Below are 24,501 nucleotides of genomic sequence, written 5' to 3'. Positions count from 1 at the left end.
TTCATGAAAGTTTTGTATTGTGCCAGTGAGGCTCTTCCGTTTTTAGCAACAGGAGGACTTGCCGATGTTGCAGGCTCTTTACCAAAAGCGCTTGTCTCTAAAAAAGTGAGCTGTCGTGTGGTTTTGCCGCTATATGATTCTATTTCTCAGGAAATGAAAGATAAGATGAAATTTGTGACCAGCATCAGTGTGCCGGTGGCTTGGCGGCGACAATATTGTGGTGTTTATGAGGCTCGTGTGGGTGATGTAATTTATTATTTGATTGATAATCAATATTACTTCAAGAGGACAGGTGGCATCTACGGTCACTTCGATGACGCCGAGCGATTTGCTTTTTTCTCAAGGGCGATTTTAGAGATGCTGCCTTATGTCGATTTTAAACCCGATGTGATTCATGCCAACGATTGGCAAACAGCGTTAGTTTCTGTTTACTATCGCTTGTTTTATGCAAATAGCGAGTGGTATTCCGGCATTAAAACGCTTTTTACCATTCACAATATTCAATATCAAGGACAATATGGAATGGACTTGATTGAAGACGTTTTGGGAATTCCCTATCATGATAAAGACTTGATTGAGTTTGACAACAGTGTGAACCTGATGAAAGGTGCTATTGAATGCTCCAATTGGGTTTCAACCGTTAGCCCGTCATATGCAAAAGAAATTTTAGACCCATGGTTTTCTCACAAACTTGATTCTATTTTAAAAGAGCGGGCATGGAAGCTTTCCGGTATTTTAAACGGCATTGACGTCGAAAGCTATAACCCCGAGACAGATAAAGTAATTCACTCTCCATTTACCACAGAAAGCTTGCAAAAAAAAGCTGACAACAAAAGAGAGCTGCAAAAAGAATTGGGTCTTCAGCAGAATGATAAAGTTCCGCTGATTGGCATGGTGACTCGCTTGGTTTCCCATAAGGGTCTTGACCTTGTCAAAGAAGGAATTGACAACATTATGCAGTATTCGAATGCACAAGTTGCCATTTTAGGCAGCGGCGACAAAGAATATGAAGAGCATTTTTGCTGGATGCAGGAAAAATATCCAGAGCGCTTTGTTATTTATGTAGGCTTTGTACCCACACTTTCTCGAAAAATTTATGCTGGCTCTGATTTGTTTCTCATGCCCAGCAAGAGTGAGCCTTGTGGACTTTCGCAGATGATTGCCTTGCGTTATGGTTCAATTCCTGTTGTGCGTAAGACAGGCGGTCTGAATGATTCAATTTCAGATGTAGGAGATGGAAAAGGAAATGGCTATACCTTTACATCCTATAGTACAGGCGATATGGTGAATACACTGCACCGTGCCCTTCACGACTATAACAGCCAGCCCGAGAAATGGAAAGAGTATGTTGCCCATGCTATGCAGTGTGATAATAGCTGGAAAAAGTCGGCAGATGAATACATTAGTTTGTATCAAAGCCTGTTAAAGCGATAAAGTTTTTAGAATAGAGTAGAAAAGCTTGACTTTATTCATCTGTGGTGATATGATTTTCACAAGATAAAAGCTGTGAAAAGGACAAAACGAGATGTAATTTCTTGCAGAGAGCTGTTGGTTGGTGAAAAACAGCAGAAATCATTTGGTGATATCCCCTTGGAGCTTTCCGCCGAAAACAGTTGTGAGTAGAACGGAACGGTTGGCCGTCGTTATAGGGCAGGCACATTGTTTGATGTGCAGAGTTGGCCTTTAGGGCAATAAGAGTGGTACCGCGGGAATTTTCTCGTCTCTTCTAATATAGAAGAGACGAGTTTTTTTATGCTCGGCATTAAGAAAGGAAATGATAAAATGTTGATGATTGACAAGGTGTATCATGCTGCCAATGTACTCAAAGAAGTAGCTCGCAAAACAGATTTAATTGCGGCAAAGGGAATGAATGAAGCGGGCAATATTTGGCTTAAGACCGAAAATCTACAGGTGACGGGTTCTTTTAAAGTGCGTGGTGCTTATTATAAATTATCACAGCTTACCGACGAAGAAAAAGAAAGAGGAGTTATCGCTTGTTCGGCAGGTAATCATGCGCAAGGAGTGGCTCTGGCCGCCCAGAAAAAAGGGATTAAAGCGACGATTTGTATTCCGGACTCCGCACCTATTTCAAAGGTAGAAGCCACGAAAAGCTATGGGGCAGAGGTAGTTTTAGTTCCCGGCACCTATGATGATGCGTATGCCTATGCAGTAGAGTTGCAGCAGCAAAATGGGCTAACTTTTATTCATCCATTTGACGATGAAGATGTTATTGCCGGACAGGGGACCATCGGCCTTGAAATTATTGACCAAATGCCTGATGTAGAAGCTGTGGTTGTACCGATTGGTGGAGGCGGGTTGATTAGCGGTGTTGCTTTTACCATCAAAACTCTTTTTCCCAAATGCAAGGTTTATGGCGTGCAAGCAGCAAAAGCGGCTTCTATGGAGCGTTCTATCAAAAAAGGAGAGCCGGTCACTTTACGTCATTCGGCTACTTTTGCAGACGGAATAGCTGTGAAACATCCGGGAGATACTACTTTTGCGATGGTGCAGCAGTATGTAGATGAAATTGTTACAGTGACAGAAGATGAAATCGCCAGTGCCATTCTATTTCTCATGGAAAAACAAAAATTGGTGGCTGAGGGTGCCGGTGCAGTTTCCGTTGCAGCTGTGATGTCCGGAAAGTTAAAACTCAACAGTGAAAAGACAGTGTGTCTGCTTTCGGGTGGCAATATAGACGTTAATATCTTGAGTCGTGTCATCACCAGAGGTCTTGTTAACAGCGGACGTAATGCGACACTAACCATTGCCTTGGTAGACAAACCAGGGCAGCTTGAAGGTATTTCAAGAATTATTTCTGAGAATGGCGGCAACGTGGTGAGTGTGCAGTATGATAGAAGTAATCCTGATATGGCTATCAACAGTTGCTTCATTAAATTGGCATTAGAGACGCGTGATCATCAGCAGATTAAAGATATTGAAGCAGGATTGGCAAAAGCAGGTTTCATAATTGTCAAATCACCAGAGACAAATGCGTGCTGTGCGATTTAAAAGAGAGGTATAAACAAGTGCAAAATTTTTCAAATGGGTTACATTCTTTAGCTGTTTTTCGGGGGTTGCTCACGAACCCCGTGATGGCAAAATTACTGCAGTATCTAGATACTGATGAATATCATCTAACCACAAAATTAGATGCCTATTCTGATTTTGTATCAGAACTTTATAAAAATGGCTGTGACTTAGGCCATTACCTCTACGCAAAAGTTATGGAAAGTGAAAATCCGGCAGTTATAGAAAAAGCCGAGGGGAAAAATCTTTCTGTAGCTCTACAAAAATCACTAGAACAAGAACTAGCTTTGTTCACAGCCATTTCCTCTTTATCTCCAGTGGAAATGGCTCCCTTGCAGGAAGGTCATTTTCCTGAATTTGAGAATACAAAACATGATTTTGGGGCTGAATATACAAAACGACTGCAAGAAATTCATACCAGAGGGTATGGCATATTCACTCAATACCATATGTTTACGCTTAGCGATAGCGGGCAGCTGTTGCCGGTAGAACATCCAGAGGAAAAAAAGCTTTCTGACTTGACAGGATATGAAAGGGAAAGAGAGCAGATTACAATTAATACAGAGGCATTGCTCAAAAATTTGCCGTCAAATAATATTTTACTTTATGGCGATGCCGGAACGGGCAAGAGCTGCACAGTAAAGGTGCTTGTCAATGAATATCAAGAGCAAGGCTTGCGTCTGATTGAAATTCGTAAAAATCAGTTGTATCTGATACCAGCACTAATGGATAGATTAGCAAAAAATCCGCTGAAATTCATTCTGTTTATTGATGATTTATCGTTTTCTTCGGCAGATCAAAACTTTACCGACCTTAAGGCCATCTTAGAGGGTACGGTTGCCGCTAGACCTAAAAACATTGTTATCTATGCAACCAGTAATCGCCGCCATATGGTCAAGCAAAGCTTTTCAGAACGACAAGGTGACGACGTTCATGTTGGCGATACGGTAGAGGAATCGGCTAGTTTGTCTGCTCGCTTTGGGCTTACGATAACTTTTCTTCGCCCTGACAAAGATTTGTACGCTGAAATTGTGGAGCATTTGGCAGTTCAAAATAGCATTCAGCTAGCAGGTACAGCTTTGCTGCAAGCCGCTGAAGCGCATGCTTCTAGGCAAGGGGGGAGAAGTCCTCGAGTAGCCAGACAATTTGTCGAATATCAAAAAGCAAAAGAAATAACTAAGATAAGCAAATAGAAACAGGGACAGTTCGCCGTGAACTGTCCCTGTTTTTTTATAGCTGATATCCACCGTGTTTTTCGAGCCAATAATTGGTTTGAATCATATAAGCCATCATTTGCGGAGCAGCCATAAGCTGCCCAAACCATGGTTTTCCATATTCAGCAGGAGCACTTGCAAAGGCAATTGATTTTTCTTTGTCTATAAATTCTAGAATGGGGGAGTGAGGATTTTCTAAAATAGCTAAGAAATCGTGGGCAAGTACCCGTTCATAATTTGGGTTATAGGTTTTGGGATAAGGGCTTTTCTTTCGATTAAGAATGGAGTCAGGAAGTAAATCATGGCAGGCGTCTCTTAAAAGTGATTTTGCCACGTTGTTTTTGTATTTCATCTCCCATGGAACATTAAAAACATATTCCACAATTCGATGGTCAGCAAAGGGCACACGTGATTCTAAACCGCTATACATACTGGTTCTGTCCATACGGTCCAAAAGTGTTTGCATAAACCATTTGATATTCAGATAAGTGATTTCTCGGCATTTTATGTCAGCTTCTTTTTCACCTGAAGCGTAAGGAACAGCGGCAAGCGTGTTCTGATATTGTTCTTGAATAAAATCAGAGAGATGGAGGTTTTTGGTGACTTCAGGGCGTAAAAGAGAAGTGCGCGCTTGAAAATCAAGAGACCAAGGGAACGTGTTGGCTGTGAGCAAGTCTTCTCGATAAAACCAAGGATAACCGCAGAAAATTTCATCAGCGCACTCTCCGGTGAGAGATACTTTGTTGTTCTTGGCGACGAGAGAGCAGAAATAAAGCAGGGAAGAGTCAATATCGGCCATGCCGGGCAAGTCTTTGGCGTCAACAGCTTGAGGGAGCAAAGCAGCAAGGTGTTCTTCATCACATTCTAAAAAATGGTGGTTGGTCGGATAGTGCTTTAGCATTTCTTTTACAAACGTGACATCGCGTTCTGGCTGGAAGGCATTGGATTGGAAGAAATCATCATTTCCTTTAAAATCAAATGAGAATGTATTGAGATTTGTGCCGTTTTCTTTCATGAATTGATAGGCAACAGCTGTAACAATGCTGGAATCGATTCCGCCAGAAAGGAAACTGCAAACGGGTACGTCAGAAATCATTTGGCGTTCTATAGCATCTCGCACTAAGAACGATACCGTTTCGACTGTTTGCTCATAAGAATCGGTATGATCTTTGGCAGATAAATCCCAATACTGAATTTCTTTTAGCCCATCAGAGGTGAAGGCAGCATAATGACCGGGTTTAATTTCATGGACATTGCGAAAAACACCGCTGCCTGGTTTTCTTGCCGGCCCCAGTGCTAAGACTTCACACATGCTGTTTTTATCAATAACAGGAGTAATCTCTGGGTGAGAAAACAAAGCTTTTTGTTCAGAACCAAAGACAAGAAAACCATTTTGAACTGTATAGAATAAAGGCTTTACACCTAACCTGTCACGATATAAAAACAAGGTATTCGCTTTCTCGTCCCATATAGCAAAAGCAAAAATTCCATTTAATTTTTCAACAAAATCGGCGCCATATTCCATGTAGGCATAGAGGATAACTTCAGTGTCAGAGGTGGTTTCAAATTGATAGCCGGCCTGTTTAAGCGGTGATATAAGTTCGTCAGTATTGTAAATTTCTCCATTATAGACAATGGCATATTCTTGGTTAAAGCGACTGCGTATCATGGGCTGTGAACCTAGCATTAAATCACGAATAGAAAGCCTTGCGTGTGATAAACCAATATGTTGGCGCAAATATTCGCCAGAACTGTCTGGGCCACGGTGAGCAATGGCAAGGCGCATATCGACGAGCGATTTTTGCCAATATTGTCTGCTGTTCATTAAATCAACAGTATAGTTACAAAATCCTGCAATTCCACACATAATAAACCTCATTTCTTTCACATAAAAAGGCGCTCTTTTCAAAAGGATTAAAAATCCTCCGAAAATGAACGCCTTTGTTCTTTTTAGTATATGCAAAAAAGAGTTTAAAAATGACGGTTTAACAGCATATTGCCCGCAAAACTTTTCTTTTTAAAATTCAATTAATTCACAAGAATCCTTAATCCTTTGCATATGTATAGCATAGAAGGGAAGTGTTGATGATGAAAAAAACAGTACAAAAACCTAAGACAGGCAAAAATCTGTTTTTCTTCTGTGTTGGGTTTATGCTTTACATCACCATTGAGGTAATTTGGAGAGGTTATTCACACTGGACGATGGGACTTTTGGGAGGATTTTGCTTTTTGCTGATTGGTTCTCTCAATGAAATCTTCCCGTGGGAAATGGATTTGCTTTTGCAAGTTTTGGTGGCTGTTGTAATGATTACCTTGCTAGAACTAACAGCCGGATTAATTCTAAATATTTGGATGGGGCTTGGTATTTGGGATTATACTAATTTGCCGGGAAACTTTCTCGGTCAGATATCTGTTTTGTATTCAATATTATGGATTCCTTTATCATTTGTCGCTATCTTTTTGGATGATTTATTACGCTATTATCTTTTTAATGAAGAAAAACCATGTTATCAAATCTTTAAACATCCTTTTTGCTTTTTCAGACAGTAAACTTAGAATCACATTGATAAATGGAAAAATATATGCGATAATATAACTTATAACATAAAAGTTGCAAGAACTATATTTTACTTACGCATTACACAAAAGGTTGGCTTGGGATAAACCCAAAGCCAATCTTTTTATAGGGAGGAAAATAAATGATGAAGAATAAGCTGATACTATGTATGTTAGTATTATGGAGTGGATTTTTTCTAAGCGATTTACCTGTAAAAGCAGCCTCCTCTGTAAATCAGTCTGTTGACAATATTGCCAGTGAATTTATAGCACAAAACGTCCCAACAGATACACAACAAATAGAAGACAAGCTTATTATTAATGCGAGCAGAGACTTGGATAGCATAGCGGACAGTGTTGACGCCAAGGCGTATACCTTTACTTCACAAAACGAAGCATATACTGTAATTGATTTTTATACACTGGATGCATTAAAATTTTCTTGGAATGATACATTTGCCATGACAATTGATGATTATTTGTGGCCGCTACAAGTGAAAGAAGCTAAATTGTATGTGAAAAACGGGGAAGAAGATTGGCAGTTTGTTCGAGATTTAGACACGTTTATACAGCTTGACGGTGCTGAATTATATAGCTCTCAGTTAGATGTTAGGAAGAAATATGTACGTGTCCTTATTAGCCTTGTATCTGATTTAAACCCAGAGTCTGAGGCAGAAATTCCTACTTATTATGTGCATTATAATCAAGCTGTTTATAATCAGTTCAATGTAATTCCTGTTATCATTGTTTTAGTGGCCGTAATCATTATAATCAGAATTATCAAAATAAATAAAGCAAAAAAGCGAAGAGATTGAATGATAAAAAAGAGAGCAAATATGCTTTAAAATAACGCTAAATCATGATTGTAAAATTTGTGTAAAGTTAAAATAAAATATAAGTAAAATAATAACTTTTAAAGTTAAATAAAAGTTAAAATTATAAGAAAAATTAAGATATTCTTTAAAAATACTTGCCAAATAGAGTCGATAAATGCTATCCTATGTAAAGGAATGCGAAAGTCAGAGGAGATTTTCTTTCGCATGCTTTTCTTGCCGTTTAAAGACAAGAGGATATTTGAGAAGATAAAAGAGGAAGGACAGCAGACATGACGATTTCTTTGCAGGATTTTTTAAGTTCTATCGTCAGTAATCCGTCATTGGCAATTGTAGTTGTGCTCACGCTGGCAGTTATTTTGGTGAATGGCTGGACAGATGCACCCAACGCGATTGCGACCTGTGTTTCAACACGGGCAATGGCACCGGGGCCCGCTATTCTAATGGCGGCCGTATTTAATTTTTTAGGTGTTTTAGTCATGACAGGACTGAATGCCAAAGTTGCTCAAACCATTTATAACATGGTAGATTTCAGTGGTGATGCACATGAGTCTTTAACCGCTCTTTGTGCAGCGATGTTTGCCATTGTAATTTGGGCGGTGGCAGCTTGGTGGTTTGGTATTCCAACCAGTGAAAGCCATGCTTTAATTGCCGGACTTTCAGGTGCTGCTATTGCGCTGCAAGGCGGTATGAAGGGCATTAACGGTCAAGAATGGATTAAGGTGGTCTATGGCCTGATTCTTTCTCTTGTGCTTGGTTTTGGTATGGGTTGGGCAGTTGTTAAGCTGGTCCAATTGTTATTTAAGGGAGTGAGCAGGACCAAGACCAATCGCTATTTTAACGGAGCACAGATTGGTGGCGGTGCGGCCATGGCGTTTATGCACGGCGCACAAGACGGACAGAAGTTTATGGGCGTTTTCCTATTAGGAGTGTTTCTGGCAAAGGGTAACAGTCAGGTGCATGATTTTACCATACCGATTTGGTTAATGGTGCTTTGCTCTGCTGTTATGGCATTGGGTACTTCAATCGGCGGTTATCGTATTATCAAATCCGTGGGAATGGATATGGTGAAGCTTGAAAAATATGAAGGCTTTTCTGCTGACTTAGCAGGGGCAAGCTGTATTTTACTTTCATCTTTAACGGGTATTCCTGTTAGTACCACCCACACAAAAACAACGGCCATTATGGGTGTTGGAGCGGCAAAACGCATTTCCAATGTGAACTGGGCGATTGTAAAAGAAATGATGGCAGCATGGTTTTTAACTTTTCCAGGTTGCGGTTTAATCGGATTTCTAATGGCAAAGCTGTTTATGTATATTTTTTAGGAGAGGGACTGTGAAAAATGGCTAAGAAACAAAATAACTATTTTGAAATGTTCGTTGAACTGGTAGATTATTGCTGTAAAGCAGCAGAAACACTGCATGAAAATCTTGTAAACTTTGACGCAGACAAGTTGGCAGAATCCATTGAGATTATGCATCATATTGAACAAGAGGCAGACCATAAAAAACATGACATGATTAACAAGCTAATTCACGAATTTATCACGCCAATTGAGCGCGAAGACATTATGTCTTTAGCACAAGAAGTGGATGATGTAACAGATGCAATTGACGATGTGCTTCTGAAAATCTATATGTACAACATCACAGCGGTAAGACCCGAAACACTTGAGTTCTCAGGTATTATCGTAGAATCTTGCAAGCAGCTGAAAATTATGATGGAAGATTTCCATAACTTCAAAAAATCAACTAAGATTAAAGAATGCATTATTGAAGTTAACCGTTTAGAGGAAATGGGCGATACTTTATATACCAAAGCAATTCGAAACCTCTACACAACTTGCCAAGACCCGATTGAAATTATTGCATGGACAGAAGCTTTCTCTCGACTAGAGAAGTGCTGCGATAACTGCGAAGATATTGCTGATATCGTAGAAAGCGTTGTTATGAAGAATACGTAAGTAAGCTTTGGCGCTCTCGAAAGAGAGTGCTTTTTTATGTCTTTAAAACAAAGAGATATTGGGGAGAAGAAGCTAAAATAAGAAAACAGAGATAAAGCTTTTATCACGGCTTTATCTCTGCTTTTTTTATTTTAGATAGATAATATTTGTTGTAGAATATGAAATGATTATGCAAATTTAAGATTTATTTTCAAAATCTTTATAGAGTAGGCTGGGCTGAATACCGGTATTATTCTGGTATTTACCACTCTTATAGGGTTCATATTCACCGTGAATATCATGATAATAAATCTGGCAAATTTCCACGTTGGGGTAAATTCTGATTGGCTGAATGCAAAAAATCTCTAGTGTCCAGAAGCCCGAAAAACCAACATCGCCAAAGCCGGCAGTAACATGAATAAAGATGCCCAGACGGCCAATAGAAGAACGTCCTTCTAGCATGGGTACCATGTTCTCTGTTCTGGTATATTCATTGGTACGGCCTAGGTAGAGCTTGTTCGGCTCAAGTAAAAGCCCTTCTTCGGGAATAATTATTTTTTTGGCAGGATTCGGGATTTTCATATCCAATTCACGATTTTCATAAACCAACAGCTCGTTGCAAAGAGAAAGATTGTAGCTGTTAGGGTTTAAACGCCGATGATCATAAGGCTCAATAATAATATCTTTGCCGATGTTTTTTTCAATTTCTTTTCCTGAGAGTATCATGGTAAACCTCGTATTATTTATTTAGACGTCAATACTTTAATCTCTTTTTTCGCAGTTAGCAGCATCAATTGCCAAAACAATCATCAGAGAAATCAGAGCATTTTCTGTATGGGCAATATCAATTACATAGGTGTCGGTCCAATTGAAAATTTGCTTTTCAGCACTCATGACGATATTGCCAGAAGGCTCGTATACTTGATAGTTCCATGAAAATAAGTCTCCGCTGACTTGCCAACCGTTGCAATCAAGCTGAAAAGAGGGTTTAAAAAAGGTGAATTCTTTTCGGATTTGTCCGACATATTGGTCGCCAAAATACATAGAAAATCTTGGCATAAAATGAAAGATTTCTTCTTTTAGCGTGCCAATATGATAGCCTGCGGCATCATATATTTCAAGGAGGTGTCCCCAAGATAATCGTCCTTTTACAACAAAGGCAACATTTCCGGCCTCATCATAAATATCGTATGAGTCAAACCAAGAAAAAAGGCGCTGTTTAAACAATAGCTTCATAGTAGACTCCTATATAGTAAAATACATTACATGGTTTCGGGTACATTCACGTGGAACATTTCGAGCACGTTCTTGATGACAGTTTGAGTAGCTAGACATAATGAGATTCTTGCTTGCATTAAAGACTCGTTCTCACCCTTAACGCGGCATGCGTTATAGAATTTGTGGAACAATGTGGCAAGATTAATCACATATCGGGTAATACCAGAAGGATCTAGCTTTGAAGCGCAGCGAATGATTTCGTCCGTATAAATTGAGATATGGCGAATCAGTGCTCTTTCTTCAGGTGCTTGTAAGAGCGTCAGCTCTTCATTGCTGCAAGCTCTGGGCTGGATATTATCAGCTGCGAGATTACGTAAGATACTGCAAATTCTGGCGTGTGCATACTGAACGTAATAGAGAGGATTTTGTGCATCCTGTTTTACCGCTAAATCCAAGTCAAAATCCATGGCAATGTTTGGTTCGTGTGTATTAAAGGTAAAACGCACAGAATCTTTCGAAACTTCGTCAAGTAAATCAGCCAGCTGAATGGCTTTGCCGGTACGCTTGCTCATTCTGACGGTTTCACCATTTCGTACAAGGTTAACAAGCTGATATAACAAAACTTCAAGCTTGTCGCCATTTTTGCCAACAGCATTCATGGCAGTCTTCATACGGGAAACATGACCGTGATGGTCAGCACCTAAACAGTCAATGAGAAGAGAGAATCCGCGGTTAAACTTGCTAAGATGATAGGCTACATCCACAATAAAATAAGTCGGGTTTCCATTGCTTCTGATGATAACTTCGTCTTTTTCGCCACCTAAATCGGTTGCTTTGTACCAAAGAGCACCGTCTTTGCTATAGGTAAGCCCTTTGTCTTTTAAGATTTCAATGGCAGCATTGACCGAACCGTCTTTGTGAAGTTCACTTTCAAAGAACCATCTGTCATAGTAAATGCCGTAGCGTGCCAAGTCATTCTGCATTCTGGCAACATTTTTAGGGAGTACATAGCTTGTTAGTGTTTTGCGGCGTTCTTTTTCATCCATTGCCAGCAGAGAATCGCCATGTTCTTCGACAAAGTTTTTGACATGCTCTATAATATCTTCTCCGTGATAGCTGTCTTCGGGCATTTCAGGTGCATTTTCTTTGTCAAAAAGCTGTTGGTAACGAATATCGAGAGAAAGTCCTAGCTTTTCAAGCTGGTTACCAGCGTCATTTACATAGAATTCTTTTGAAACTTCAAAACCGGCAGTTTGCAGAACAGCAGAAAGACAGTCGCCTAAGGCGCCGCCTCTTGCATTGCCAATGTGCATAGGTCCGGTTGGGTTGGCAGAAACAAATTCGACTAATACTGTTTCGCCGCCGCCAAAGTCGCTTTTTCCATAATCTTCACCCTTTTGGTGAACTTCATTTAATGCGTGTGCATAAAAAAGGTCATCATAGAAGAAATTCAGAAAACCTGGTCCGGCCACTTCACATTTTGTAAAATAAGTCCCTGCAAGGTCAGTGTTCTGAACAATGATGGTTGCAATTTTCACAGGGGAATTGCGAAAAACTCGAGCAGATGTCATAGCGATATTGCAAGACCAATCGCCGTGAGTTCGCTCTGCGGGCACTTCGAGAGAGAAAGCAGGCATTTCTGTTTCGGGTAGAGTTCCTGCGGCAAAAGCTTGATTAAGTGCTTTTTGCAAGATGTCTGTCAATTGATTTTTAGCTTCTTGAACCAAATAAGTCATGGGTCAAACTCCTTAATTTTAATAAAATAAAATGATAGCTAAGACAAAAGTCATCGTCGTTTGACTCTGATTTTAATTTCGTTGGTGCTAGAAAGCTTAGAGTCTATATCCAGTGTATAATGAATTTGCAGTTCACCGCCGTTGTCGTCTAAAGTAGAAGAAAAAGAACGTGTGAACACACCCAGCTGGATCATGCCATAATCGGTTTCATAAGCACAGAGGTAGCGCTTTCCTTTTTCAAGTATGAGACTTGTTGAAGTGTTCTCATGGTTCATGACCGCTTTTTCGCCATCTATCTCTATCAAAACCGAGTGGAAATCGTTTGGGTTTTCTTCGTCATACTCTCGGTAACCAATATAGCGTTTGCCATCTTTTTGATAGTATTGGCCAACGGTCTGTACTTCCTGTGTGTCGTCGCCTTCCGAAAATTTCTGCGATCCGACAACATAAATATCAAAATCTTCCTTATTCATTTCAAATTCCTTTAAATATAATTTTCACGTTCCTAGATTTGCACCTGATCTGTTCGTCCTTTCACTTCGTGCCCCAAAAAGATTTCAGCAATAGAAGAGAAATTATCGGGCGTGTCTGAAACAAAAAATTGATAGGTTGCCGGTGAAGAAGACGTTTTCAGCAAGTTGTTTTTTCGCAGTAAATCTGTCAGCGCACAGGCTGCCTGTTCTCCACTGTTGATCAATTTAACATTTTCTCCCATGACAGAAGAAATGATGGGGCTGATAATAGGGAAGTGTGTACATCCTAAAATAAGAGTGTCGATGTTTTCATTCTTAACCGGAGTAAGATATCGTTCAGCTACTAAGCGAGTGACTTCATCTTGTGGTGAGATATAGCCGTTTTCAACAAGCGGAACAAACAACGGACAATCTTTGGCAACGGTATGGATGTCAGGGGAGAGAGTGGCTATCTCACGCTCATAGGAACCACTGGCAATGGTGGTCGGCGTTCCAATAATACCAATGCGCTTGCTTGTGCTGACAAATACAGCGGCTTCAGCAGTGGAGTGAAGGACATCTACAAAAGGAATGCCGCACGCCATACCAATATCACTGGCAACAGAGCTGACAGTACCGCAAGCCGCTAAAATAGCCTTTACATTATGCTGCTTTAAAAAGTCAATAATTTGAATGGTGTATTTTCGAATGGTTTCTTTGCTTTTTGTACCATAAGGTACTCGGCCGGTATCGCCAAAATAGATGATATCTTCATTGGGCAGAAGTTTTTCCAGTTCTTTAAAGGCTGTCAGTCCGCCAAGGCCGGAATCAAAAACACCAATAGGGCGGTTATTCATAATGTTTGCCTTGCCTTTCATAGGTTTATTTTGATTGCGCGCACGTGATGAGTTCGTCTAATAATTCGGTAAAAGGCAGACCGGTGGCTTCCCATAGTTTGAGATACATGCTGATAGAGGTGAAACCAGGCAATGTATTGATTTCATTTAAGATGACAGCACCGTCACTTTCACGCACAAAAAAGTCAACACGAGCCAGACCAGAGCAGCCAAGCCAGCGGTAGGCACGAACAGCAGTTTCTCTTATTTTTTCAGCGGTTTCTTCACTGATTCTGGCTGGGATATAAAGCTGCGAAGTACCGTTGCGATATTTGTCGTCATAATCATAGAACTCGGCAGAAGCACCGATTTCGCCGACAATAGAAGCCTTAGCTTCATAGCCGTTGCCCAATACAGAGCATTCTACCTCTTGCCCCATAATGCCACTTTCGACCACGATTTTACTGTCTTCCTTAGCAGCTTTTCGCACGGCAGCATCAATCTCATCAGCTGAGTTTACGCGGCTGACCCCCACAGAGGAACCCGCATTAGCAGGCTTCACAAAAACAGGGAATTCCAATCTGGCAACGATTTTGTTGCGAATTACGTCGGCAGCAGTTTCATAACGGCTGGCATAAAACCAAAGATAATTCGCTTGTTCAATATTGGTGGCAGTAAGAAGGGAGTGTGTCACTGCTTTATCCATACAAATGGCAGAAGAAAGTGTGTCACAGCCAACAAAAGGAATACCGCTTAGTTGGAAAAGTCCTTGTATTGTACCATCTTCGCCGTTTTTACCGTGCAGAACAGGGAAGATAACATCAACGGGTAAAATTTCAGTATTGTGATCTTTGCAGACAATAATACCATGTGTGTGACTGTCAGGAGAAAGGAAAGCAGGTACGCAAGATTCATCTTGTTCCCATTCACCTGTGATAATTTTATCGATTGAACCCTGATATAACAGCCAGTGCCCGTTTTTTGTGATGCCAAGCATTACTTTTTCATATTTTTCCTCAGAAAGATTAGCTAAAACAGAAGTAACAGACATCAAAGAAACTTCGTGTTCAGACGAAGCTCCGCCAAAAATAACAGCAACAGTCAGTTTTTTTTGAGAAGACATAAGAGTGACAGTCCTTTCGGATTAAATTTTATCTCATAAAATGATAAAGGATTATATTCTATCTTTAAGAAACTTGATATAAAATTATACCACGATTTATATCCTCTATCAAGTGCAGGCAATACCTTTTCTGAATCATTTCTAAATGGCTTGTTATATTTTTGGGAGAATGATAAAATAGAAAAGAAAATATGAATAACGGAGAATTTATGATTTATATATTTTTTTTTAAGTCTAACGAAAAATCAAGAAAAGCGAGAGTACAAGAACAGAAATCGCTTTCTAAAAAGCTGCTTGCCAAGGCCATAGAAGATGAATTTGCTTTGTCAGCTGATTTTTCACAGATAAGAAAAAATGAGCATGGAAAACCCTATTTTCTGCACTTGCCGATACAATATAATATTAGTCACTGCGAGGGTGCGGTTTGCTGTGCGGTAGGTAAAAGAGAAATTGGTATTGACATTGAGAGGGCTGATCGCGAGTCACGTTTAATTTGGGATAAAGTTTGTGATGAAACAGAACGACAAGATATTGAAAATGCAGGAAATAAAGATAAGCGATTCATGCAGTATTGGACACTCAAAGAAAGCTATGTCAAATATTTGGGCAAAGGACTTTCTTATGGATTAAAGAAAGCAGGGTTTGTTTGGTATGGTGACATACCTCAACTGAAAGACAGTCATTTGCCTTTTCAACAAGAACAATTAGAAGAGAAAGGGCAGTTATATTTACTCTCGGCTTGTGGAGAAGAAATGCCTATGCCTATAAAAATTATTCGCGACTTGTAAAAAAACAAAAAAAGAGGACATAACTTTCCTCTCTGTTTCATATTATTGCACAGTAGCAAAGGGATATCCGAAACTTCTATGTGCCGGTTCACAAAAGGGTGCTTTGGCGAACCTCACAAATAGAAAGTGCAGCAGAATCCTAAAACAGAGAGGAACGGTGGAGATGGTCGTATCGTTAAAAGCAAATAAAAAACGTATTCTGGCTTTTTTGGTTCTTGCCGCAATTGTTGTGGGCGCAAGCTTATTGTTAAAAATCAAAATAGACCAGACAGAGAAAAAACCAGATGTTATGTTGGCAAGCAATGAAGAAAGGGTCACTTATCTGCAGTCTTTTGGTTGGACGATTGAAGTAGAACCGATAGAAACCAGAGAAGTTATGATTCCCGAAAAATTTAATGATGTGTATACTACCTATAATAATATGCAGAAAGCCCAGGGCTTCGATTTGAAACCTTATGCTGGATTCAGATGCATACAGTACAAATATAAGGTGAATAATCACCCGACAGACACAGAGGTTTTTGCAACCCTGTTAGTGTATGACAGCAAATTGCTGGGCGGTGATCTTGCCTGTGCAAAAGTAGATGGTTTTATGCATGGGTTTGCGGCAAACAGTGCTCACTATGGACAAAAAGAGTCTGAGAACAATGCTAACCAAGCAGCATCTGAGGCCGAAAATCAGGCAGCTCCTTCACCCAATGTCGGAGAAGCCTCTAGCCAAGCACCTGAAAGTACACCAAATGAAAACGCACCCAACGAAAATGTACCCAATAATAACGCAGCGGATGCACCGGCAGAAGATGCCAATAGCGCTGCAGAAGTTGTCGGAGAAACACCTGAAGAAGCACCGGTGGATGCTGGGGCCTATCCGACAGATTAATTACATAGAGAAAAGGACGAATAAAATGCAGGAAAAACCGCAAAGATTAGATAAATTTTTGACATCACAAAACATAGGCAGCCGCCGAGAAGCGATAAAACTTATCAAAAGCGGAAAAGTAAAAATAGATGGAGAAATCAGCGTGAAACCCGATGCAAAAATTATGCCGGGTTTCACTGCTGTGAAAGTTGACGGCAAATTTGTCGACTATCAAAAATATCTTTATGTTATGATGAATAAGCCAAAAGGTTTAATTTGTGCTACTGAGGACAGGCATATGCAAACGGTGCTCGATATTTTGCCGGAGCAGTGGCGGCGAAAGGGGATGTTTCCGGCAGGCAGGCTGGATAAAGATACAACAGGATTGCTGATTATCACGGATGACGGTGATTTTGCTCATCAAATGCTTTCTCCTAAAAAACACGTGTACAAGCTTTATAAGGCAGTGACCGAAAGAAGAATTACGGATAATGATATAAAAAAATTTGAACTAGGGATTAAAGAAACGAACACTGAATTTGCACCAGCAGAGCTTTGGGAAGAAAAAGTGGGAGAGCGGTCATATGCCTTTGTGAAAATTAGAGAAGGCAAGTTTCACCAAGTAAAACGGATGTTTGAAGTAACAGGTAATGCAGTAATAGAATTAGAAAGAGTGCAAATTGGAGAATTGCCGCTTGATACCTCTTTAGACTATGGAGAATGCAAAATAATGACAAAAGAGGAGAAAGACAAAATATTTAAATGAATTTTGTCGGAAAAGCTAAGTTAAATGTAAGGTTTTATTCGAATTATATAAATGTAAGTGAGAATCTTTGTGGAATTAATCGCTATTCATGGCGAAGTTTATCTGATATACTTAATGTATCAAAAAAACAGCAAACAGCAAACTTAGATAATTTGATTTACACACTGCTGAAATTTGGAGGAATGATTTAATGGCAAGCGTAACACTAAAAAATATTTATAAGATTTATTCAGGCGGCGTAACAGCAGTTACCGATTTTAACCTGGATATTGCAGACAAAGAGTTCATTATTTTGGTTGGACCATCTGGCTGCGGTAAGTCAACAACCCTTCGTATGATCGCTGGTTTGGAAGAAATCAGTAAAGGTGAGCTTTATATTGGTGATTCACTTTCTAATGATATCGCTCCTAAAGACAGAGATATCGCCATGGTGTTCCAGAACTATGCGCTATATCCTCATATGACAGTGTTTGATAACATGGCTTTTGGTCTAAAACTGCGTAAAACACCAAAGGATGAAATTAAGCGCCGCGTTGAAGAGGCTGCTCGCGTTTTAGATATTTCTCATTTGCTTGATAGAAAACCAAAGGCTTTGTCTGGCGGACAAAGACAGCGTGTTGCTTTGGGTCGTGCTATCGTTCGTGATCCTAAAGTCTTCCTTCTTGACGAACCGCTCTCAAACTTGGACGCTAAATTGCGTGCACAGATGAGAACTGAAATTGCTAAACTCCATAAGAGATTGGGTACAACCTTTATCTATGTTACACATGATCAGACAGAAGCTATGACAATGGGTGACAGAATCGTTGTTATGAAAGACGGTTTCATTCAGCAGGTCGATTCTCCTCAAAATCTATATGAGCGCCCAGTGAATGAATTTGTTGCTGGTTTCATGGGTTCACCACAAATGAACTTCATCGATGCAACTATCGGTAAATCAGGTGCAGATTATACAGTTACTTTTGGCAATTGCACTGTCAAAGTACCAGCTGTAAGAGCAGAAGGTTCTACCATTGCTGATTACGTTGGCAAAGAAGTTGTCTTCGGTATTCGTCCAGAAGATGTACATGATGAGCCAGCCTTTATCGAGAAAGTTGGCGGCGCACATGTTGGAGCTGACGTAGAAGTAACTGAACTTATGGGTGCTGAAACATATCTGTACTTAAACTGCGAAGGCAATGCTTTGACAGCTCGTGTTGAACCAACTTCAACTGCTAAATCTGGCGACAAAATTCAGATTGCTTTTGAACTTGAGAAAATGCACTTGTTTGATAAAGAAACAGAAATCGCAATTTTCTAAGATAATCATTCTTTTCTATTATAAAAAGTGGGATGCTGGTTACACAGTATCTCACTTTTCTTTCGTATATAGAAGATAAATTGGTAGTATGAAAAAACAAGTATGAACAAAGTAACCATAATGCAAATGATTTTTTGATTCAATTCATAAAAATTAAACTTTTTATGAAAATCAATTGACAAAACTCGTTTTTTTTCGTATATTTACTTCATTGCGTTTGCGTCTAAAAAAGTCTTTTTATCTTCATAAAAAGACAGTATAAAAGCGGCCTTACTTCATTTGCCGCGAGTTTTTTTAAAAATTCGTGTATAATCCTTTGCGGGGGGCAAATCTAATAAGAGTGGGGCTGGGTTATTTGCGAATGACTAGAGAAAATACGCAGCTAACTTTAGGGGCGCTCGTCGCCACCACCGCAAAGGGGATGCTTTATGACACATTCTATTATTTCTTTGAAGAACATCTCGGTTTCGTATGATGGAGAGCAAGTTTTAAAAGGTTTTAACCTCGATATTCACGATGGTGAATTTGTAACTTTGCTTGGACCCTCCGGCTGTGGCAAGACAACTGTTTTGCGAACAATAGCTGGCTTCGTCACACCTGAAGCGGGAGATGTTTTTTTTAATGAAACCAAAATCAACGACTTACCTCCGCATAAGCGCGAGCTTAACACAATCTTTCAAAAATATGCACTTTTTCCACATCTGAATGTCTACGATAACATTGCTTTTGGTATGCGTATTAAAAGGAAAAAAGAGAGCGAAGTTAAGAAGACCGTGGTCGAATTATTAGAGCTTGTAAATCTTAGTGGTTATGCACATAGAGGAATTGCACAGCTTTCTGGCGGGCAGCAACAGCGTGTTGCTATTGCCAGAGCTCTTGCCAATGAACCAAAGATATTGCTGCTAGATGAACCGCTGGGTGCTCTTGATTTGAAACTTCGTAAAGATATGCAAGTGCAGCTGAAAGAAATTCAGCAGCAGACAGGGATTACCTTTATTTTTGTTACACATGACCAAGAAGAAGCGCTTTCCATGTCTGATACAGTAGTGGTTATGGATGGAGGTGAAATTCAGCAAATAGGAACACCAATAGATATTTATAATGAGCCGAAAAATGCCTTTGTAGCCGACTTTATCGGTGAGTCAAACATATTAGACGGTTTGATGTTAGAAGATTTTAAAGTTCGTTTTGCCGGACATCTTTTCCCTTGTTTAGACAAAGGCTTTAGCAAAAATACACCGGTTGATGTGGTGATTCGTCCTGAAGATATTACATTTGTTCCGCAGGATGCGTCGCACATTAAAGGCGAAGTGACCAATGTCACCTTTAAAGGTGTGCATTATGAGATTATTGTCGATGTAGACGGCTTTAAATGGATGATTCAGTCAACAGCTTATCAGGCTATTGGAGAAAAAATTGGTCTCTCTATTCTCCCTGATGCTATTCATGTTATGGAAAAATCAGATTATTCAGGAACCTTCGGTGACTATAGTACCTTCAGCGACGAGATGGAAGAAGACATGATTCTCGAAGAAGAAGCAGAACTGGAGGATGAGAATGAAGTCTAAATCAAAAATGCTTTCAGCGCCGTATACCATTTGGATGACGATTTTTATTATTGTCCCCGTAATTTTGGTCGGATATTTTGCTTTTACAGATAAACAGGGAACTTTTACACTGCAAAACATTATTCAAGTAGGGGAGTACTCTAACGTCTTTATTCGCTCTATTTGGCTGGGTGCATTGGCGACAGCTATTTCCCTTGTGCTGGGATATCCTTTAGCTTATATCATCTCTCAGCGCACAGAAAAGATGCAAAATGTGATGATTATGCTTGTTATGCTGCCCATGTGGATGAATTTTCTTTTGAGAACGTATTCTTGGATGACTTTGCTTGAGAACAATGGGATTATCAACAATTTATTAGCGTCAGTGGGCTTGCCAAGGGTGCAAATGATTAACACAGCCGGTGCAGTGGTGCTTGGTATGGTGTATAATTATATTCCTTATATGATTCTTCCGCTCTATAATGTGCTCAATAAAATTGATAACAGCGTCATTGAAGCAGCACAGGATTTAGGAGCAGACAGGCGTAGCGTTTTTCTGAAAGTTATTATTCCCATGAGTATGCCTGGTATTATTTCGGGAATTACCATGGTGTTTGTTCCTGCAGTCAGCACCTTTATCATTTCAAAAATGTTGGGCGGGGGTGCAAACCTTTTAATTGGTGATTTGATTGATATGCAATTTTTGGGCAGTGCTTATAATCCTAATTTGGGTTCGGCAATCTCATTGGTTCTGATGGTGATTATTCTGATTTGCATGGGAATTATGAACCAGTTTGATGACGGAGAGAATACAGGAGGAATGCTGCTATGAAGATGAAATCTAAAATCTATACTTTTTTCATTTTTCTTTTCTTGTATGCACCGATCATTGTTTTGATTGTATATTCCTTTAACGACACTGTGACGGGGAGCCGCAGCGTTTGGGGTGGATTTACGCTGCGTTGGTATCGCAAACTCTTTGAAGACCGTTTAATTATGGAGGCTTTGCGAAACAGTTTAATCATTGCTTTTTCTGCTTCCTTTTTTGCCACTATTCTTGGTACGATAGCAGCGATTGGCATTAACTCTATGAAGAGCCTTGGGCGCAAGATTATGATGAATGTTACTAACTTTCCCATGGTGAACCCTGAGATTGTAACAGGTGTTTCAATGATGCTTTTGTTTGTGTTTGCTGTATCTCTTTTAAACGGTAGAACACTTGGTATGGGAACGCTCATTATGGCACATATCACTTTTTGTCTGCCATATGTGATTTTGTCTGTTTTACCCAAGCTTCGACAGATGGATCCGAACCTATATGAGGCGGCACAAGATTTGGGCTGTTCTCCTTTCAAATCTTTTTGGAAAGTTGTTTTGCCGCAGATCATGTCAGGTATTATTACAGGAGCGACAATGGCATTTACGCTGTCTATTGATGATTTTGTCATCAGTTATTTTACAAGTGGAACGACACAAACGTTGCCAATTTATATCTACTCTATGACGAGAAAGCGTATTAGTCCTGAAATTAACGCATTATCGACATTACTGTTTGCTGTTGTGCTGATTCTATTATTATTTGCAAACTTCAGACAGAAAAAAGCTCCTTCTGAAAAAGCAGCCAAAGGGGGAGAGGTATGAAAAAGCGGGTAAGTGCACTTCTATTGTCAGCGGTGATTTTTCTATCGATGCCGATGATTGTACAGGCAGAGGAATCTGCACCTGATACAGGTGTAACCATTAATGTCTATAACTGGGGCGAATATATTGCCAATGGAACAGACGGTTCTTTGGATATCAATGCAGAATTCACAAGGCGAACGGGTATTAAAGTGAATTATACTACCTTTGATAGTAATGAATCGCTGTATTCAAAGTTAGCCGGTGGCGGTGCCGATTACGATGTCATTGTTCCCTCTGATTATATGGTTGGCAAGTTAAAGCAAGAGGGTTTTCTTGCTGAATTGAATTTTGACAATATCCCTAATGCGGGATACATTGATGAGAATTTTTTACACCCTGATTATGATGCAGAAAATCTCTATTCCATTCCTTATACTTGGGGTGTAGTGGGATTATTTTATAACACAGACTATATTGATGAAGTAACCAGCTGGAGTTCTCTGTGGGATGACCGTTACCAAGGCAAGATATTGATGTTTGACAATCCACGAGATTCTTTTGCGATTGCACAGGTGATGCTTTCTTATTCTATGAACAGCACTGATGAAAACGAATTGGGTGAAGCAGCTGCTTTGCTGAAACAGCAAAAGCCACTCGTGCAGGCTTATGTTATGGATCAGATTTTTGATAAGATGGCTGGCGGCGAAGCTTGGATTGCGCCCTATTATTCAGGTGATGCTGCAATTTTGGTAGAGAGCAATGATAATATTCAGTTTGTAATTCCCGAAGAAGGGACAAATTATTTCGTCGATGCTCTTTGTATTCCGAAAACATCTACAAAAAAAGAATATGCTGAAGCCTATATCAATTTTCTTTGTGATCCTGAAATTTCGGCTGAAAATGTAAGCTATATTGGCTATGCAACGCCAGAATCAGCAGCCAAAGAATATATGGATGAAGAAATTGTGGAGAATCCGATTTTTTATCCTGACCAAGAAACACTGGAAAAAACAGAGGTTTTCACCAATCTACCTGAATCGACCAGTCTTTTGATGGACCGCTTGTGGGCAGAAGTGAAGATGGGTGGTCCTGGTGAATCGGTTGTGCTCGTTTTAATTATCTTAGCTTTTTTAGCAACCTATATAGCCATTATTATCTATAAACGAAAGAAACGTAAAAAAGGTTTTCTATAAGAAAAAGCTCTGAATCATATTAGATTCAGAGCTTTTTTATTTATTGGATGATTAGATAATCTTTTCACCGTCGAAAATTAGCACGCCTAATCCTACACCGGTTTTGCCTCCACTTAATAAATATTGCTTATAGGCTTTTTGCATGGATGTTTTTTCAGGTAGTTCAGCTAGCTGCTTATCGGCAGTTGCACCAAAAACGCGCCAAGCATCATCAAACTCCTCTTTGTCTTCTTGCTCAATCAGCTCAAAATCATGATAGAAAGAGACTATGTTTGAATTTTGAGGAAGTATATCTTTTGTGCTGTTATGTAATAGCCAAGAATGACAAATACAAATCAAAGGCTTACCTTCAAGCTCATCGGCAAAATATTGGTAGGCTTTGCGATAGGAATCCATACGTATTTCATTGGTTAAAGCTCCAAAGTGCGAGGGAATGTGAATGCTTTTAACAGGAGTACCTTTTTGAATAGTAATTCCATTTTTTTCGTAGCACAAATCATAGTCAAAAATAATATTTTCATACTCAAAACGGCCCAATTTTACAATATCTCTTGAAAAGAAAATAGGATACCAAAAAGAAACAAAAGTGCCCCAAATTCCATATACTTCATGGCATTCCATTACTTTGGCATATAAATCGCCCATGGTTTCTAAAAAAACGGAATCCTCATCTTCTGCAAAAGTTTGGCGCAGAGTTTCGCAGCAGGCAAGCCAAAACAGTATATCGATGGTATATCGATGAATCTGTGAGTCTACAGATAGCTTTTCTAACAGAGGTTCTGTTAGCTTCCAATCTAAGTCTTGTTCATAGAAGAACTCTATAGCACCGTCAAAGGTATCTGTGTAGCCTTGCGCCTCTAAAAGAGAAAGGCATCGTTCAAATTCTGTCTGTGCTGGTTCGGGAAAATTTAACTCATGCATGAGAGTAATCATAAAATTTTGATTCATAGAAGCCTCCTATTTTCCGATTTTCTCGGTATCAATAATAATAGTAACAGGCCCGTTATTGCTAACATCAACATCCATATGAGCAGCAAACTCTCCGGTCTGTACATTCACAATGTTCTGCGCTCTGACTACTTCGACAAAATGCTCGTACAATGCTTTTGCCTCAGCAAAAGGGGCAGAGAGGTCAAAAGAAGGCCTACGACCATGTTCACAGTCAGTAGCAAGTGTAAAATTAGAAACAATCAGAATATCTCCATTAATATCTTTAAGGGAAAAATTCATTTTTTCATTTTCATCTTCAAAAATGCGTAGATTGCAAATTTTATCAGCTAAAAAAGCAGATTGGTTCTCAGTATCTCCCTTTAGAACGCCTAGGAATACAACTAAACCTTCTTTAATCTGTCTTTTTTCTTGGTGGTCAATGGTGATTTCAGCGTGATGCACTCGTTGGATAACCGCTCGCATAGTAAGTCCTCTCTTAGGGGTAATCAATATTTTCATTATACAAGAAGATGTTCCAAAAATCTAGCATAAAAAAAT

24 protein-coding genes and 1 other annotated feature are annotated in these 24,501 nt (G+C 39.6%); of the genes, 15 read left to right on the top strand and 9 right to left on the bottom strand.

Features of this window, described 5'->3' with window-relative positions:
• Positions 1-3 precede the first annotated feature (3 nt).
• The 3 genes from glgA to CS931_RS03945 all read left to right on the top strand — a co-directional run bounded on the left by glgA (position 4) and on the right by CS931_RS03945 (position 4,220).
• The gene (gene glgA / locus CS931_RS03955) at positions 4-1,434 is read left to right on the top strand and encodes a glycogen synthase GlgA (protein WP_099204439.1); all 1,431 of its coding nucleotides are present in this window, start codon (positions 4-6) and stop codon (positions 1,432-1,434) included.
• Between the two features lie 63 nt (positions 1,435-1,497).
• Positions 1,498-1,728: a binding site (T-box leader), on the top strand.
• Positions 1,729-1,782: 54 nt separating this feature from the next.
• A complete protein-coding gene (gene ilvA, locus CS931_RS03950; protein ID WP_099204601.1) occupies positions 1,783-3,009 on the top strand; it encodes a threonine ammonia-lyase in 1,227 nt (408 codons plus the stop codon).
• 17 nt (positions 3,010-3,026) lie between these two features.
• A complete protein-coding gene (locus tag CS931_RS03945) occupies positions 3,027-4,220 on the top strand; it encodes an ATP-binding protein (protein WP_242964893.1) in 1,194 nt (397 codons plus the stop codon).
• Between the two features lie 37 nt (positions 4,221-4,257).
• On the opposite strand, the gene asnB is transcribed toward CS931_RS03945, so the two are convergent.
• On the bottom strand, positions 4,258-6,108 hold the full coding sequence (asnB, locus tag CS931_RS03940; RefSeq protein ID WP_099204438.1) for an asparagine synthase (glutamine-hydrolyzing): 1,851 nt from the start codon (positions 6,106-6,108) through the stop codon (positions 4,258-4,260).
• A gap of 218 nt (positions 6,109-6,326) precedes the next feature.
• Here asnB and CS931_RS03935 point away from each other — a divergent pair, with 218 nt between their 5' ends.
• The 4 genes from CS931_RS03935 to CS931_RS03920 all read left to right on the top strand — a co-directional run bounded on the left by CS931_RS03935 (position 6,327) and on the right by CS931_RS03920 (position 9,593).
• Positions 6,327-6,791, top strand: a complete 465-nt coding sequence (locus CS931_RS03935) for a putative ABC transporter permease (protein WP_242964892.1) — start codon at positions 6,327-6,329, stop codon at positions 6,789-6,791.
• A 149-nt stretch (positions 6,792-6,940) separates the two neighbouring features.
• Positions 6,941-7,612 carry a hypothetical protein gene (locus tag CS931_RS03930; RefSeq protein ID WP_099204437.1) on the top strand — a complete coding sequence of 224 codons (672 nt, stop codon included), beginning with the start codon at positions 6,941-6,943 and terminating at the stop codon, positions 7,610-7,612.
• Between the two features lie 290 nt (positions 7,613-7,902).
• On the top strand, positions 7,903-8,955 hold the full coding sequence (locus CS931_RS03925) for an inorganic phosphate transporter (protein WP_099204436.1): 1,053 nt from the start codon (positions 7,903-7,905) through the stop codon (positions 8,953-8,955).
• 17 nt (positions 8,956-8,972) lie between these two features.
• Entirely contained in the window at positions 8,973-9,593 is a 621-nt protein-coding gene (locus CS931_RS03920; protein ID WP_099204435.1) for a DUF47 domain-containing protein, read from the top strand.
• Between the two features lie 177 nt (positions 9,594-9,770).
• On the opposite strand, the gene dcd is transcribed toward CS931_RS03920, so the two are convergent.
• From dcd to CS931_RS03890, 6 genes are read right to left on the bottom strand one after another with little or no spacing between them, the layout of a single operon-like run.
• Positions 9,771-10,298, bottom strand: a complete 528-nt coding sequence (gene dcd, locus CS931_RS03915) for a dCTP deaminase (protein WP_099204434.1) — start codon at positions 10,296-10,298, stop codon at positions 9,771-9,773.
• Between the two features lie 36 nt (positions 10,299-10,334).
• Positions 10,335-10,808: an LURP-one-related/scramblase family protein gene (locus tag CS931_RS03910; protein ID WP_099204433.1), complete on the bottom strand. Its 474-nt coding sequence runs from the start codon at positions 10,806-10,808 to the stop codon at positions 10,335-10,337.
• 26 nt (positions 10,809-10,834) lie between these two features.
• Positions 10,835-12,526: an arginine--tRNA ligase gene (gene argS, locus CS931_RS03905; protein ID WP_099204432.1), complete on the bottom strand. Its 1,692-nt coding sequence runs from the start codon at positions 12,524-12,526 to the stop codon at positions 10,835-10,837.
• 50 nt (positions 12,527-12,576) lie between these two features.
• Entirely contained in the window at positions 12,577-12,999 is a 423-nt protein-coding gene (locus CS931_RS03900; protein WP_099204431.1) for a YwiB family protein, read from the bottom strand.
• A 32-nt stretch (positions 13,000-13,031) separates the two neighbouring features.
• Entirely contained in the window at positions 13,032-13,835 is an 804-nt protein-coding gene (gene murI, locus CS931_RS03895; RefSeq protein WP_099204430.1) for a glutamate racemase, read from the bottom strand.
• A 25-nt stretch (positions 13,836-13,860) separates the two neighbouring features.
• Positions 13,861-14,937 carry a D-alanine--D-alanine ligase family protein gene (locus CS931_RS03890; RefSeq protein WP_099204429.1) on the bottom strand — a complete coding sequence of 359 codons (1,077 nt, stop codon included), beginning with the start codon at positions 14,935-14,937 and terminating at the stop codon, positions 13,861-13,863.
• Between the two features lie 209 nt (positions 14,938-15,146).
• On the opposite strand from CS931_RS03890, the gene CS931_RS03885 reads away from it, so the two are divergent.
• The 8 genes from CS931_RS03885 to CS931_RS03845 all read left to right on the top strand — a co-directional run bounded on the left by CS931_RS03885 (position 15,147) and on the right by CS931_RS03845 (position 23,013).
• Positions 15,147-15,725 carry a 4'-phosphopantetheinyl transferase family protein gene (locus CS931_RS03885; protein WP_159459734.1) on the top strand — a complete coding sequence of 193 codons (579 nt, stop codon included), beginning with the start codon at positions 15,147-15,149 and terminating at the stop codon, positions 15,723-15,725.
• A gap of 163 nt (positions 15,726-15,888) precedes the next feature.
• A complete protein-coding gene (locus tag CS931_RS03880; RefSeq protein WP_099204427.1) occupies positions 15,889-16,605 on the top strand; it encodes a DUF4830 domain-containing protein in 717 nt (238 codons plus the stop codon).
• A gap of 25 nt (positions 16,606-16,630) precedes the next feature.
• Positions 16,631-17,350 carry a pseudouridine synthase gene (locus CS931_RS03875; protein ID WP_099204426.1) on the top strand — a complete coding sequence of 240 codons (720 nt, stop codon included), beginning with the start codon at positions 16,631-16,633 and terminating at the stop codon, positions 17,348-17,350.
• Between the two features lie 190 nt (positions 17,351-17,540).
• On the top strand, positions 17,541-18,650 hold the full coding sequence (locus CS931_RS03865; RefSeq protein ID WP_099204424.1) for an ABC transporter ATP-binding protein: 1,110 nt from the start codon (positions 17,541-17,543) through the stop codon (positions 18,648-18,650).
• A gap of 428 nt (positions 18,651-19,078) precedes the next feature.
• Positions 19,079-20,218 (top strand): ABC transporter ATP-binding protein, encoded by a 1,140-nt coding sequence (locus CS931_RS03860; RefSeq protein WP_099204423.1) that lies wholly within the window; start codon positions 19,079-19,081, stop codon positions 20,216-20,218.
• Positions 20,208-21,029: an ABC transporter permease gene (locus tag CS931_RS03855; protein WP_099204422.1), complete on the top strand. Its 822-nt coding sequence runs from the start codon at positions 20,208-20,210 to the stop codon at positions 21,027-21,029. The genes CS931_RS03860 and CS931_RS03855 overlap by 11 nt, the downstream gene beginning before the upstream one ends.
• Positions 21,026-21,838, top strand: coding sequence for an ABC transporter permease (locus CS931_RS03850; RefSeq protein ID WP_099204421.1), 813 nt, complete (start codon positions 21,026-21,028; stop codon positions 21,836-21,838). The genes CS931_RS03855 and CS931_RS03850 overlap by 4 nt, the downstream gene beginning before the upstream one ends.
• Positions 21,835-23,013, top strand: coding sequence for an ABC transporter substrate-binding protein (locus CS931_RS03845; RefSeq protein ID WP_099204420.1), 1,179 nt, complete (start codon positions 21,835-21,837; stop codon positions 23,011-23,013). The genes CS931_RS03850 and CS931_RS03845 overlap by 4 nt, the downstream gene beginning before the upstream one ends.
• 51 nt (positions 23,014-23,064) lie before the next feature.
• On the opposite strand, the gene CS931_RS03840 is transcribed toward CS931_RS03845, so the two are convergent.
• Together CS931_RS03840 and dtd are read right to left on the bottom strand one after the other, a co-directional pair.
• Positions 23,065-23,961, bottom strand: coding sequence for an acyltransferase domain-containing protein (locus CS931_RS03840; RefSeq protein ID WP_099204419.1), 897 nt, complete (start codon positions 23,959-23,961; stop codon positions 23,065-23,067).
• Between the two features lie 9 nt (positions 23,962-23,970).
• On the bottom strand, positions 23,971-24,426 hold the full coding sequence (gene dtd, locus CS931_RS03835) for a D-aminoacyl-tRNA deacylase (RefSeq protein ID WP_099204418.1): 456 nt from the start codon (positions 24,424-24,426) through the stop codon (positions 23,971-23,973).
• Between the last annotated feature and the right edge of the window lie 75 nt (positions 24,427-24,501).

The sequence above is a fragment of the Scatolibacter rhodanostii genome, assembly GCF_900197595.1.
GTDB classification, from domain to species: domain Bacteria; phylum Bacillota; class Clostridia; order Oscillospirales; family Acutalibacteraceae; genus Scatolibacter; species Scatolibacter rhodanostii.
Note: the sequence above shows the minus strand (reverse complement) of the source record. Positions and strands in the feature narration are given on the sequence as shown.